We start from the raw sequence: 12,361 nt of genomic DNA, 5'->3' as shown, positions 1-12,361 counted from the left end.
CCAACAAGGCGGGCGTCGTCCATTCGGAAATCCTGCTGCCCGACAACACGACCGAACGCTTGTCCGAGCGTGACCGGCTCTGGAACGAGGTCGAGGCGGTCGAAAAGCGCAAGGACGCGCAATTGTCGCGCGAGATCGAATTCGCTCTTCCGCGCGAGATGAACGAGACGCAGGGGATCGAGCTTGCGCGTGACTTCGTGAGGGCCGAGTTCGTCTCGCGCGGCATGATCGCCGATCTCAACGTGCATTGGGATAGAGGCGCGGACGGACAGCCCAAGCCCCACGCCCATGTCATGCTCACCATGCGCGAAGTCGACGCGAACGGTTTCGGCCGCAAGGTTAGGGACTGGAACCGCGCGGCGCTTGTCGAGGAATGGCGAGAACGCTGGGCGGACCGTGTCAATGCGCGGCTGGCCGAACTCGACATAGACGCGAGCGTCGATCACCGTTCATTGGCGGCGCAGGGCGTCGCTCTGGAACCGCAGGACAAGATCGGCCCGGCGGCGCAGCGGATGGGGGAGCGCGGGTTCGGATCGGAGCGCATCGAGGATCATCGCGAGATCGCCCGCCGCAATGGCGAGCGGATCATTGCCGATCCTTCAGCAGCGCTCGACGCCCTGACCCGCCATCAGGCGACCTTCACCCGCCGCGACATGGCCCGCTTCGTTCACCGGCATAGCGACGGCAGGGAGCAATTCGACCGGGCGATGGCGGCCATGCGCGGATCGTCCGAGATCATCGCGCTCGGCAAGGATGGGCGCGGCGACGAGCGGTTCACCTCGCGCGAGATGGTCGACGCCGAGCGGCGGTTGCAGCGCGCCGCAGACTTGCTGGCCGAACGCGAGCGGCGTCGCATCGGCGAGAAGGAACGCGAAGCGGCCCTCGCCCGCGCGGCGGAAAGGGGATTGGCGCTTTCGGGAGAGCAGCGCCTCGCGTTCGAACATGTGACCGACGGGCGCGATCTTGGCGTGGTCATCGGCTATGCGGGAGCCGGCAAGAGCGCGATGCTGGGGGTCGCGCGGGAGGCATGGGAAGCGGCGGGTTTCGCGGTTCGAGGCCTCGCTCTGTCCGGGATCGCCGCCGAGAATCTGGAGAACGGCTCGGGGATTGTCTCGCGCACCATCGCCAGCATGGAGCGTCAATGGGAGCAGGGCCGTGAGTCCTTGTCCGTCCGCGACATTCTGGTGATCGACGAAGCGGGGATGGTCGGGGCGCGGCAGATGGCGCGCCTGTTCTCTCATGCGGAGCATGCGGGCGCGAAAATCGTTCTGGTCGGCGACCCCCGACAATTGCAGGCGATCGAGGCGGGCGCGGCCTTCCGGGCGATCCATGAGCGCCATGGCGGCGTCGAGATCGCGGAAGTTCGCCGCCAGCATGAAGACTGGCAGCGCGAAGCGACCCGCCGTCTCGCCACGGGCCGTATCGAAGAGGCGGTCCAGGTTTACCGCGATAAAGGCATGGTCCATGCCGCCGAGACGCGCGAAGCGGCGCGGCATGACCTCGTGGAGCGATGGGACCGGGAACGGATCGCCGCGCCGGATCGAACGCGCATCATCCTGACCCATACCAATGACGAGGCGCGGGAGCTGAACCAGGCCGTCCGCGCGCGGATGCGGGAAGCGGGGGCGCTGGGCGAGGATGCGCAAGTGACGACCGAACGCGGCGCCCGGACCTTCGCGGCCGGCGACCGCGTAATCTTTCTACGCAACGAACGCGGGCTCGGGGTGAAGAACGGGACGCTCGGCGCGATCGAACAGGCGAGCGCGCAGCATATCGCCGTTCGGACCGATGACGGGCGATCCGTTTCCTTCGATGTGAAGGACTACGCCCATATCGATCATGGCTATGCGGCGACGATCCACAAGGCGCAGGGCATGACCGTGGACCGCGCCTATGTGATCGCCACTCCGGGCCTCGACAGCCATGCCGCCTATGTGGCGCTCTCCCGCCACAGGGAGGGCGTCACGCTTTGCTATGGCCGCGACGACTTCACCGATCAATCGATGCTTGTCCGAACGCTCTCGCGCGAGCGCGCCAAGGACATGGCCACCGACTATGGGGAGGCCGATCCCATCCGCGCCTTCGCCGAGCGGCGCGGGATCACATTTAGAGAACGCGTCGCCGAGATCGTCCGCGAGGCGCCCAGGATGGCGCGCGGCATGTTCGACGGCTTGCGCCGGGCGATGACGCAGCCGGCGCGCGGCGCGGACGCCTTCGATTCGTGGCGCGCCTCTGACGCGCCCGAGCCTCAAGGCGGCGTCTTCGCCGGCTTCCGCGCGCAGGCGCCCGGCGTCGATCCTGAAAGAACGGTTCGAGCCGGCAGGGAGGCGAAGCCAGCCGTTCAGGAGCGGTCGCTGGCTGGGAAGGAGAGAGCGCGGGCCGAGCAGGAGGCGGCGGCGCAGCGCGCCGTCGCGCGCCACGCCCGCGCCGTCACGGACATCTGGAAGATGCAGGACAAGGAGCTGCCGGTCCTGCCGCATCAGCGCGGCGAACTCGACCGGGCGCGCGCGGCGCTGAACGAACGCCGTGAATATGCCGCGAAGGATCTGGAGCAGGCCTATGACCGCGATCCGACGCTGGCGCCGGAAGCGGCCCGCGGGCGCGTCCAGCGCGCGATCCGCGCCATGCGTCTCGAAGCGGAAATCCGCACCGACCCCGAAAGGCGCGCCGACCGTTTCGTCGAGGATTGGCGCAGGCTCGATCGGCGCTATCGCGCCGCCTACGCCGAAGCCGACCATCAGAGCGTCGGCCGTGTGCGCGCCACCATGGGGGCGATGGCGAAAAGCCTGGAGCGCGACGCGCAGATGGAATCGGTCCTGGGCGGGCGCCGCCACGACCTCGGAATCGACTTCGACACGGGCCGCAAGCTCGCCCATGACCTTGCCGCGAGCGTCGGGTTCGAAATGACCCGCGGCCGCGGCATCGGCCGATAAGGGAGAAGGACAAGGATTATGGAGGAGAGCCCGCCCTCATTCCCGGCGCCCGAGGCCGATCCGGCGGCCGCGGCCTTCGCGCATCTCGCCGAAAAGGTGGATGTGCTGGAGACGGCCATCGCCGGCCTTGCGGCCAAAAGCGAAGCCGCGCCAGATTACAGCGAGACGCTGGGAATCATCGCGCATAATCTCAACGCCTATGGCGCGATGGTTAAGGCGATGCGGCAAAGCCCGGCGCTGCAGATTACGACCCAAGAAATAGCCGCGCGCATTGCGGCGGCCGGCGAGCAGGCCCGCGCCGAAGACCGGACTACCATCGCGCGGGCACGCGAGACGCTCGACAGGGCGACGGAGAAATTGGAAAGCCTTGCCGCCGCGGTCGCCACGACAGATGAACAGCGCCTCCATCTCCTCTTCGCGACAATCGCCGGCGCCATCGCAGGCGTCGTGCTCTGGTCGTTCCTGTTCGACGCCATTACGCGCGCCTTGCCGCAGGACTGGCGCATCCCGGAAAGCATGGCGACGCGGACGCTTGGCGCAAGTTCGCCCTGGGAAGCGGGGTCGCGTCTGATGCGCGCCGCCAACCCGCGCGCCTGGGCCGCACTTAACGAGGCTTCCGATTTGCTCCGCGACAATCGCGGAGCAATCGAGAAATGCCGCGCGGCGGCGACGCAGACAGGCAAGCCCGTTCGTTGCTCTGTGGAGGTGAAGCTATCAGCCCGGTGACGCGCCAGATAGTTTGCCGACACGAGAGAGTATTCCCGTTCGCAAATAGCTAAAATGGGACCAATAATGGGACCCATCTATGAGTGCCAATAATAATACATATTAAACAATATTTTAATTAGACAAACTGGCGGAGGGGGCGGGATTCGAACCCGCGATACGGTTTCCCGCATACACACTTTCCAGGCGTGCGCCTTCAACCACTCGGCCACCCCTCCGCGAAGCGCGCACTATATTCACGCGCGACCGGAACGCAACGCCAAGCATGGACAGACGCGGCCGCGGCGCCTATTCTCCCCACGCTTTTTCGACCCATCGCAACATTTACGTTCGCACGAAGAGACCATGCTGCGACTCCTCACAAGACTGATCGGCCTTCTCCTGCTCGCGGGCGGCTTCATCGCCCTCATCGTCGACGGCACCCGCTCGATCGCCGCCGGCCGCGTCATGGTGACGAGCATCAGCAGGGGAACGGCGGCGGTGTTTCCTGCGCTCTACCAGTCGCTGCAGTCGAGCGTCGAGAACGTCTCCGCCTTTCTGTGGGACCCGGTTCTGACCACGCTGATGCTGGCGCCGGTCAGCGTCGCCTTCGGCGGCGTCGGGGCCCTGCTGATCCTGCTCAGCCACCGGCGGTCGGCGCCTCTCTATTACGCACGGCGCTAGTTTCCCTTGAGCCGCCACACTATATCGGCGCCATGACGATCTTTGACGAACTCGGTCTTTCCAAACTGCTCGGGCCCATTCCCGACCGCGAAACGCCTGTCGCGCATGGGGCGCGGCATTTCGTTAACGGGCGCCCGCTCGATCCGCCGTTTCCGCTGGGGTCCGAACAGGTCCTCTTCGGCATGGGCTGCTTTTGGGGCGCGGAGCGTCAATTCTGGCAGGCCGGCGAAGGCGTCTATGTGACGGCGGTCGGCTACGCCGGCGGCGTGACGAAAAATCCCACCTATGACGACGTCTGCAGCGGCCGCACCGGCCATGCGGAGGTGGTAAGCGTCGTCTACCAGCCGCCGGCGATGAGCTTCGAACAGCTGTTGCGCATATTCTGGGAGAGCCATGACCCGACGCAGGGCATGCGCCAGGGCAATGACGCCGGCACGCAATATCGCTCGGCCATCTATGTCTCGACGCCGGAACAGCTCGCCGCCGCGAAAGACTCGCTCGCCATGTATCAACGCGTATTGACGCAGGCGAATCTCGGCGCGATCACGACGGAAATCCGCGAGAGCCCGCCGTTTTATTACGCCGAAGAGTATCACCAGCAGTATCTCGCAAAAAATCCGGGCGGCTATTGCGGTCTCGGCGGAACCGGCATCGCCTGCCCGCTCGGCTCTTGCGACTAGAGCGCTTCCCGATCACATGGGATGTGATCGATAAACATTGGAGCAGGTTCTCATCGAAAAAGTCTGTCAACTTTTTCGGAACCTGCTCTGGCCTACTGCGCGCGCAACACCTCGCGGCAGGCTGACGGCAATCCCGCCATGGTCATCGGCGGCCAGCTTTTCCCCGACTTCTTCGCATGCAGCACCCCGTCCTGGAACCACCAGGCGAGCGAAGCGTCGCAGCCGTCGCCGGCGGGCGTCGGGTCCTGATCGCGGCAGTTGGAGCCGTTCGGGCAGTGAAGCCGGATGTGGAAATGGTAGTTGTGCCCATACATCGGCCGCACCTTGTGCATCCAGCTTTCGCCCTGCGCCGAGCGGCAGAGCGCGCGTTTGATCGCGGCGTTGACGAAGATGCGCTGCACGGCCGGCTCCATCGCCGCGGCGCGGATCAGGGCGATGTGGCCCGCGCTCCAGACCTCGGGGCGGACGTCGAGCCCGTCGTCGCGCACCACGTCCGTCGACATCAGCTCTTCGCGCTCTTCGCGGGTGAGTTCGCGGTTGGGCATCGGCGTCAGCCAGATGTCGGCGTCGAGCCCGATCTGATGGGACGCGTGGCCAGAGAGCATCGGCCCGCCGCGCGGCTGCGACAGATCGCCGACGAGCAGGCCCGGCCAGCCCGATTCGCGCGCCGCCTTCGACGAAAAATGCTTTAGAAAGGCGATGAGATTGGGATGTCCCCAATTGCGGTTGCGCGACAGGCGCATGACCTGCCAGTGGGGGCCGTTGATCGGCAGCGGCTCGCCGCCCGCGAGACAGCCGCGCGAATAGAAGCCGATCGGATCGGGATGGAGCGGCGCCGCCTCTTGCGCGCGGCCAAACAGCTCTCGCGCCGGCGTCACCGGACTGGAGGGATTGGCGAGCGGCGGCAGCGGCTTTGGATCTAGCGCGCCCCTATCCTGCGCCAGAGCGCCATCTGTCGTCGCCAGCGCCGCCAAGGACGCCAAGGACGCCGAGCCTGCTAAGGCGAACAGCGCCACGCGCAGCGCGCGCAATATCGAATTTGTCGTCATGGGCGTTTCGCCCCCAGTGTCGAAGCGCGCGTCGCCGGCGCAAAGGTTTGCGATTCATCCTTGCCGGGAAAGCTTACCGCTTCATTTAGTTTGATGGCGCGCCAAGCCACAGCAGAATGCCGGGCGCGGCGCCTGCGCGTTTGGTTAGGAGTCCATCATGCGTATTTCCGTCATCCTTCCTTTGTTTCTTTGTCCGTTCGCGTGGGCGAGCGCGGCGAACGCCGCCGCCCACATCCACATCAATCTTTCGACGCAGACCATGCATGTGCAGTCTTCGTCGGGGAGCTATTCGTGGCCGGTGTCGACGGCCCGCGCCGGCTATTCTACGCCGCGCGGCTCGTTTGCGCCCACCGGCATGCAGCCCATGCATTATTCGCGAAAGTATCACATGTCGCCCATGCCCCACTCGATCTTTTTCCGCGGCGGCTATGCGATTCATGGCTCTTATGCGACGGGGATGCTCGGCCAGCCGGCCTCGCACGGCTGCGTGCGCCTGTCTCCCGGCCACGCGGCGATGCTGTATCAAATGGTGCAGAATGAAGGCGGCCGCATTTCGATCACCGGCGCGCCGCCACGGAGCCACTACTATGCCAGCGCAGGGCGCGGCGGCGGCGTCCACTATGCGTCCTCGCGCGGCCGTTCCTATTATGGCTCGGGCTACGCAGTCGCCGATCCTTTCGCTGCTTTGTTTGGCGGCGGCCTTTTCTGAACGCCAAACGCTTCCCGGTCGCAGGGAACATGTGATCGGTAAGGAAGCGCTCATATCGAAATGGTGGAGCAGGTTCCCGTCGAAAAAGTGCGTCAACTTTTTCGGCGCCGGCTCTAAGCAAGGGCCTGTCCTCCCGGGGCAGGCCCGCTCCTTGTTTTCGCCTTTTGCGCCCCGTTAATGGATCGCGACGCTTGCCGCGCGCTTTCGTTGCGCGCGATAAGGGGTTCAAAAAGCAGCAAGGAATCTTTCAGTTGACCACATTCGATCGCCGCCGCTTTCTTTTGGGAGCCGGCGGCTTGGCCTTCACCGGCTCAGCCTCGGCGCAGGCTCCGGACGCGGCCGAAGAGTTGCAAGTTCGCGTCGAGAACAATTCGGCCCCCGAGCTCTGCGCCGAGAAGGACAATGTCGAACTCGACTTCATCTCGCCGCGCGTGCGCAGTCTGCAAATTCAGGCGGTGCACCCCTCCTACATCAACACGATCGCCTCGGATCGCTGGGCGCCCGACTGGTCGAGCTGCGATTTCACGGTGGACCCCAAGGCGTTTTCGCAGGCGCGCCGCAAGACCTTTTGGGAGACGCCGGAATTCTGGCTGACGGGCTACACCTTTCCCTCCTTCTGGCGCCCCAACGACGTGCCGATCCGAATCGGCGATTCGGTCGAGCGCGGCTTCCATCTGATCCAGCTCTGGATGTGGCATCGTGAACGCGCCGAAGAAATCATGGTGCTCTACCCGCCTGACGGCTATTGGCGCGCGCGGCCGCTGCCCTTCGACGACATGCGCTGGACGGCTTACGGCTCGTCCTTTCTCGTCGGGCCCGTCGAGACGCAGGAGCGGCCGATCGTCGACCTCGAGGAAATCGTCTTCGAGCCTCACACGCGCAGCCTGATCCTCAAATTCAGGCGCGGCGGCGAAGGCCGCCTCTCGATCAAAAGCGTCGATCAGGACCGGATAACGCTCGACGTCTCCTTCAGTCAGGCGATGCCGAACGGATTGCCCTTCGCGGCGCTGCGGTCGATGTACGCCATGGAGACGATGAGCGACGCCGCCATCGTCGCCTGGCGCAGCAAGCGCGGGAAGAGCTGGGAGGAAGCGCCGGTCATTCGCTTTCCTGGCGCCAGCGCGACAGAAGTGTGGGTCGGCCGCCATCTGCCCTCGCGCCACAATCTTTCGGCGCCAGACATGGTGTTCAGCAAATTCCAGGGCGCGCCGCCGGCGGCCGCGCGCCGATGAGTCAGGGCCGATGGTGGGCGCTCGACGCGGCGCGCGGCCTCGCCGTCCTGGCGATGGTGGCGTTTCACGTCATCTGGGATCTCGCGCATTTCGGCTATGCGCCGGCTAATCTTCCCTGGTCGGCGCCCGTCAAAATATTCGGCCATTCGATCGCTTTCGCCTTCCTCTTCATCGCCGGCGTCGCGCTGGTACTGGCCAATCGGGAGCAGATGCGCTGGCCGGCCTTCTGGCGCCGCTTCGCGCTGATCGCCGCGGCGGCGGCGCTGGTGACGGCCGGCACCTATGTGCTCTTTCCCACCTCCTATGTGTTCTTCGGCATTTTGCACTGCATTGCGGTCGCCAGCCTGATCGCCGTGCCCTTTCTATTCGCGCCGTGGCCGGTCGCGTTCGCTTGCGGCGCCTTCTTTCTTCTCGGCGGTGAGTTCTTCTCGTCGTCCGCCTTCAACGCCGATTGGCTGCAATGGGTCGGCCTTTCGACCAGCGAGCCGATGACCCAGGACTGGCGCCCGCTGTTTCCCTGGGCGGGCGCGCTGCTGCTCGGCGTCGCGGGCGGAAAACTCGCTCTCCCCCTTTACGGGGAGAGGCTTGGCGTGAGCGGCGAGGGCGCTAACCCTCCCCCCACACATGCTAGGAGGGAATGGCTTCCCTTCCTCGGCCGGCACAGTCTTCTCATCTATCTCGCGCATCAGCCGGCGCTCTTCGGGCTCTTTATGGGACTCGCCTATCTCATGCCGCCCGCCGTCGACGCGACGGAATTCGTCGCCTCGTGCGAAGCGCGCTGCATGAATGAGGGCGGCGAAGGCAAGATCTGCCACGACGCCTGTGAATGCACGGCGCGGGAGGCGATCAGCAGCAAGGCGCTCGCCGGCGTGACGGATGAGACCGAGCGCGGCCGCCGGCTGAATGAAATTGCTCAAAAATGCGTGGCGAAAGGCAGATGAGCCTTGCGTCGCCCTCATGCTGAGGAGCGTTTTCCTTCTCCCGGCGCAAACCGGGTGTTCCCGGTTTGCGCATTGGGATGCCGAAGTCGGCAACAGCCGACTTCGGTTTGGGAGAAGGTGGCCTCGCGTAGCGAGGGTCGGATGAGGGCCCTCACCCCGTCACGCGTTCCGCGTGACACCCTCTCCCGCAAGCGGGAGAGGGTTCCCGCTGCCCTTTACATCCCGCCGAGATGCTCGGCGACGGTGAAAATATCCTTGTCGCCGCGGCCGCACATATTCATCACCATCAGATGATCGCGCGGCTTTTGCGCCGCGAGTTCGAACACTTTCGCCAGCGCGTGAGACGGCTCCAGCGCCGGGATGATGCCTTCCAGTTTTGAGCAGAGCTGAAAAGCGCTCAGCGCCTCCTGATCGGTGGCGTTCAGATATTTGACGCGGCCGATCTCATGCAGCCAGGAATGTTCGGGGCCGATGCCGGGGTAATCCAGTCCCGCCGAAATCGAATGGCCTTCGAGAATCTGGCCGTCGTCGTCCATCAGGAGATAGGTGCGGTTGCCGTGCAGCACGCCCGGACGCCCGCCGGTGAGCGACGCCGCATGGCCATTCGGCACATGGACGCCATGGCCCGCCGCCTCGACGCCGTAAATCTCGACGCTCGCGTCGTCGAGGAACGGATGAAACAGGCCGATGGCGTTGGAGCCGCCGCCGATGCAGGCGACGAGCGAGTCGGGTAAGCGCCCCTCCATCTCCTGCATCTGCACGCGCGTTTCATTGCCGATGATCGACTGAAAATCGCGCACCATCGCCGGATAGGGATGCGGCCCCGCCGCCGTGCCGATGCAATAAAAGGTGTCGGCGACATTCGTCACCCAGTCGCGCAGCGCCTCGTTCATCGCGTCCTTCAAGGTCCGCGCGCCCGACTGCACGGGAATGACCTCGGCGCCGAGCATCTTCATGCGGAAGACGTTGGGCTTCTGCCGCTCGACGTCGACCGCGCCCATATAGACGACGCAATCGAGGCCAAAGCGCGCGCAGGCGGTGGCGGTCGCGACGCCATGCTGGCCGGCGCCCGTCTCGGCGATGATGCGCTTCTTGCCCATGCGCCGCGCGAGCAGAATCTGCCCGAGCACATTGTTGATCTTATGCGCGCCGGTGTGGTTGAGCTCGTCGCGCTTGAAATAGACCTTGGCGCCTTTGCCCTCGCCCGCCCGCGCCCGCACATAGTCGGTGATGCGCTCGGCGAAATAGAGCGGCGAGGGGCGCCCGACATAGTGCTTGTGGAGGCTCGTGAGCTCCTCATGGAACGCCGGATCGGTTTTTGTCTTCTCGTACGCCGCTTCAAGATCGAGCACGAGCGGCATCAGCGTTTCGGCGACGAAGCGCCCGCCAAAAATGCCGAAGCGGCCGTTTTCATCCGGGCCGGCGCGGAAGGAATTGGGAAGCGGCTTGTTCACGGGGGGCGTCCTCGCTCTGCGTCGCTACCCCCTCCCCAGCCCTCCCCCGCTACGCGGGAGAGGGAGTCAGATTCGGCGCTTCATCGAGTTTCCGCAATGCGGCTCGTTGGCGTCCCCTCTCCCGCGTAGCGGGGGAGGGACAGGGAGGGGGCCGATCCGTCGGCGCAGTCTTAAACTGTCAATCGCCGCTATGAAAGCCGAGCGGCGGCCAGGAAGGCTGCAATCTTCGCCGCGTCCTTGACGCCGCGTTCGCGCTCGACGCCGGAAGAGACGTCCACCGCGCGGGCGCCGGTTCGGCGCATGGCTTCCGCCACATTCTCGGGCGTCAGTCCGCCCGAAAGCATCCACTGTTTCGCAGCGACGCCGCGCAGCAGAGACCAGTCGAAAGCGACGCCGGCGCCGCCGGGAACCGCTGCGTTCGGCGCGGGCTTGGCGTCGAAGAGAATGACGTCGGCGATGTCTTCATAGGCGCGCGCCGCCTCGACGTCGCCGGGCGTCGCGACGCCTGCCGCCTTGATGACCGGCAGGCCGAAGCGCGCCTTCACCTCGGCGACCCGCACCGGCGTCTCGCTTCCGTGAAGCTGGAGATAGTCGGGCGCGAGCGCGTCGATGATGTCTTGAAGCGCGGCGTCGTCAGCGTCGACGGTGAGCGCGACTTTGCTGATGCGATCCTGCGCGAGAAAGCCGAGCGTGCGGGCGGTCTCAAAGTCGATATGGCGCGGACTTTTCTCGAAGAAGACAAAGCCCGCCATGTCCGCGCCGGATTCGATCGCCGCGAGAAGCGTCTCGGGCGAGGACAGACCGCAGATTTTGACGATGGCTGATTGCGTCATGGCCGCGCTTGTCGCGGCCATCCACGCCGGCCGCTGCGGTTATTTTGCGAAGTTGCGCGCGTCTTGAACGTGGATGGCCGGCACAAGGCAGGCCATGACGCGCAAGGTCTGGCGCCGATTACCCGCGATTATACGCGTCCTCGAAGCGGACGATGTCGTCCTCGCCGAGATAGGAGCCCGTCTGCACTTCGATCAGCTCCAGATCGATCTTGCCGGGATTGGTCAGGCGGTGCTTGCTGCCGATCGGCAGGTAAATCGATTCGTTTTCGTGGACGAGATGGATTTCCTCGTCGCGGCCGACCTCCGCCGTGCCGCGCACGACGATCCAATGTTCGGCGCGGTGGAAATGCTTCTGCAGCGACAGCCGTTGGCCGGGCTTCACCACGATGCGCTTCACCTGATAGCGCTGGCCTTCGTCGATCCCTTGATAGTACCCCCACGGCCGAAAAATGCGCTTGTGCTCGCCCGCTTCGCGGCGGTTTTCGCTGCGCAGCTGCTCGACGAGCTGTTTGACCTGATCGCCATGCTCATGGCTGAGCACCAGCACGGCGTCCTGCGTCGTCACGACGATGATGTCATCGACGCCGACGACGGTGGTCAGCGTGTCCTCGGAGCGCACATGGACGTTGCGGGCGTTCATGACGACGCCTTGGCCGCGGATGGAATTGCCGAGTTCGTCGCGGTCCGACAATTCCCAGACGGCGCGCCAGGTGCCGACGTCGGACCAGCCGATGTCGGCCGGAATCAGCGCCGCTTTGTCGGTCTTTTCCATCACGGCGTAGTCGATCGATTTCTTCGGCGCGTGCGCGAAGGCCTCGGCGTTCAAAATCATGAAGCCGAGGTCCTGGCTGGCCGCTTCGATCGCCGCCTCGGCGGCGGTGAAAATGCCGGGCTCGAATTGCGCAATCTCCGACTGCATGACGTCGGCGCGAAAGATGAAGTTGCCGCTGTTCCAGAAATAGCCGGCGTCGACATAGTCCTGCGCCGTCGCCCGGTCCGGCTTTTCGACGAAAGCGTCGAGTTTGTAGACCTCGCAACAGGACTCGAGCGGCGCGCCGGGGCGCAGATAGCCGTATCCTGTCGCGGGGCCGTCGGGCTTGACGCCAAGCGTGACGATATAGCCTTCGGCGGCGGCGGCGCT

The 12,361-nt window shown here is 65.2% G+C and carries 11 protein-coding genes and 1 tRNA gene; 7 read left to right on the top strand and 5 right to left on the bottom strand.

All coding sequences use genetic code 11. The features are described 5' to 3' along the window. On the top strand, nucleotides 1-2,933 hold a 2,933-nt coding region (traA, locus tag IYY11_RS00695; RefSeq protein ID WP_196402357.1), incomplete at its 5' end, for a Ti-type conjugative transfer relaxase TraA. 18 nt (nucleotides 2,934-2,951) lie between these two features. Beyond that, the gene (locus IYY11_RS00690) at nucleotides 2,952-3,659 is read left to right on the top strand and encodes a DUF6118 family protein (RefSeq protein WP_196402356.1); all 708 of its coding nucleotides are present in this window, start codon (nucleotides 2,952-2,954) and stop codon (nucleotides 3,657-3,659) included. Between the two features lie 128 nt (nucleotides 3,660-3,787). On the opposite strand, the gene IYY11_RS00685 is transcribed toward IYY11_RS00690, so the two are convergent. Continuing rightward, nucleotides 3,788-3,877 (bottom strand) — tRNA-Ser (locus tag IYY11_RS00685). A gap of 127 nt (nucleotides 3,878-4,004) precedes the next feature. Here IYY11_RS00685 and IYY11_RS00680 point away from each other — a divergent pair. Next, nucleotides 4,005-4,322, top strand: coding sequence for a hypothetical protein (locus IYY11_RS00680; RefSeq protein ID WP_196402355.1), 318 nt, complete (start codon nucleotides 4,005-4,007; stop codon nucleotides 4,320-4,322). 32 nt (nucleotides 4,323-4,354) lie between these two features. After that, nucleotides 4,355-5,002 (top strand): peptide-methionine (S)-S-oxide reductase MsrA, encoded by a 648-nt coding sequence (gene msrA, locus IYY11_RS00675; protein ID WP_196402354.1) that lies wholly within the window; start codon nucleotides 4,355-4,357, stop codon nucleotides 5,000-5,002. A gap of 92 nt (nucleotides 5,003-5,094) precedes the next feature. Here msrA and mepA read toward each other — a convergent pair whose 3' ends face one another. Beyond that, nucleotides 5,095-6,051: a penicillin-insensitive murein endopeptidase gene (gene mepA / locus IYY11_RS00670; RefSeq protein WP_196402353.1), complete on the bottom strand. Its 957-nt coding sequence runs from the start codon at nucleotides 6,049-6,051 to the stop codon at nucleotides 5,095-5,097. Between the two features lie 157 nt (nucleotides 6,052-6,208). Between mepA and IYY11_RS00665 the strand changes: the two genes are divergently transcribed. The 3 genes from IYY11_RS00665 to IYY11_RS00655 all read left to right on the top strand — a co-directional run bounded on the left by IYY11_RS00665 (nucleotide 6,209) and on the right by IYY11_RS00655 (nucleotide 8,933). After that, nucleotides 6,209-6,760, top strand: coding sequence for a L,D-transpeptidase (locus IYY11_RS00665; RefSeq protein ID WP_196402352.1), 552 nt, complete (start codon nucleotides 6,209-6,211; stop codon nucleotides 6,758-6,760). Between the two features lie 251 nt (nucleotides 6,761-7,011). Then, entirely contained in the window at nucleotides 7,012-7,992 is a 981-nt protein-coding gene (locus IYY11_RS00660; RefSeq protein ID WP_196402351.1) for a hypothetical protein, read from the top strand. Further along, nucleotides 7,989-8,933 (top strand): heparan-alpha-glucosaminide N-acetyltransferase, encoded by a 945-nt coding sequence (locus IYY11_RS00655; RefSeq protein ID WP_196402350.1) that lies wholly within the window; start codon nucleotides 7,989-7,991, stop codon nucleotides 8,931-8,933. Before IYY11_RS00660 ends, IYY11_RS00655 begins: the two co-directional genes overlap by 4 nt. A gap of 215 nt (nucleotides 8,934-9,148) precedes the next feature. Here the strand turns inward: IYY11_RS00655 and trpB are convergent, their stop codons facing one another. From trpB to IYY11_RS00640, 3 genes are all read right to left on the bottom strand, one after another. Next, a complete protein-coding gene (gene trpB, locus IYY11_RS00650; protein WP_196402349.1) occupies nucleotides 9,149-10,387 on the bottom strand; it encodes a tryptophan synthase subunit beta in 1,239 nt (412 codons plus the stop codon). A 188-nt stretch (nucleotides 10,388-10,575) separates the two neighbouring features. Then, complete coding sequence (locus tag IYY11_RS00645; RefSeq protein ID WP_246719528.1) at nucleotides 10,576-11,220, bottom strand: phosphoribosylanthranilate isomerase; 645 nt, start codon at nucleotides 11,218-11,220, stop codon at nucleotides 10,576-10,578. Between the two features lie 118 nt (nucleotides 11,221-11,338). Beyond that, nucleotides 11,339-12,361, bottom strand: a 1,023-nt coding sequence (locus IYY11_RS00640; RefSeq protein ID WP_196402347.1) for a mannose-1-phosphate guanylyltransferase/mannose-6-phosphate isomerase, incomplete at its 5' end; no start/stop codon positions are given.

Origin of the sequence: Methylocystis sp. H62 (assembly GCF_015709515.1) — a bacterium.
In the GTDB taxonomy this organism is placed as follows: Bacteria; Pseudomonadota; Alphaproteobacteria; order Rhizobiales; family Beijerinckiaceae; genus Methylocystis.
Note: the sequence above shows the minus strand (reverse complement) of the source record. Positions and strands in the feature narration are given on the sequence as shown.

What these genes read in the sequence shown, in the direction of transcription:
- IYY11_RS00690 (WP_196402356.1), top strand. Translation starts at nt 2,952, where the DNA reads ATGGAGGAGAGCCCGCCCTCATTCCCGGCGCCCGAGGCCGATCCGGCG.
- IYY11_RS00680 (WP_196402355.1), top strand. Translation starts at nt 4,005, where the DNA reads ATGCTGCGACTCCTCACAAGACTGATCGGCCTTCTCCTGCTCGCGGGC.
- msrA (WP_196402354.1), top strand. Translation starts at nt 4,355, where the DNA reads ATGACGATCTTTGACGAACTCGGTCTTTCCAAACTGCTCGGGCCCATT.
- mepA (WP_196402353.1), bottom strand. Translation starts at nt 6,051, where the DNA reads ATGACGACAAATTCGATATTGCGCGCGCTGCGCGTGGCGCTGTTCGCC.
- IYY11_RS00665 (WP_196402352.1), top strand. Translation starts at nt 6,209, where the DNA reads ATGCGTATTTCCGTCATCCTTCCTTTGTTTCTTTGTCCGTTCGCGTGG.
- IYY11_RS00655 (WP_196402350.1), top strand. Translation starts at nt 7,989, where the DNA reads ATGAGTCAGGGCCGATGGTGGGCGCTCGACGCGGCGCGCGGCCTCGCC.
- IYY11_RS00645 (WP_246719528.1), bottom strand. Translation starts at nt 11,220, where the DNA reads ATGACGCAATCAGCCATCGTCAAAATCTGCGGTCTGTCCTCGCCCGAG.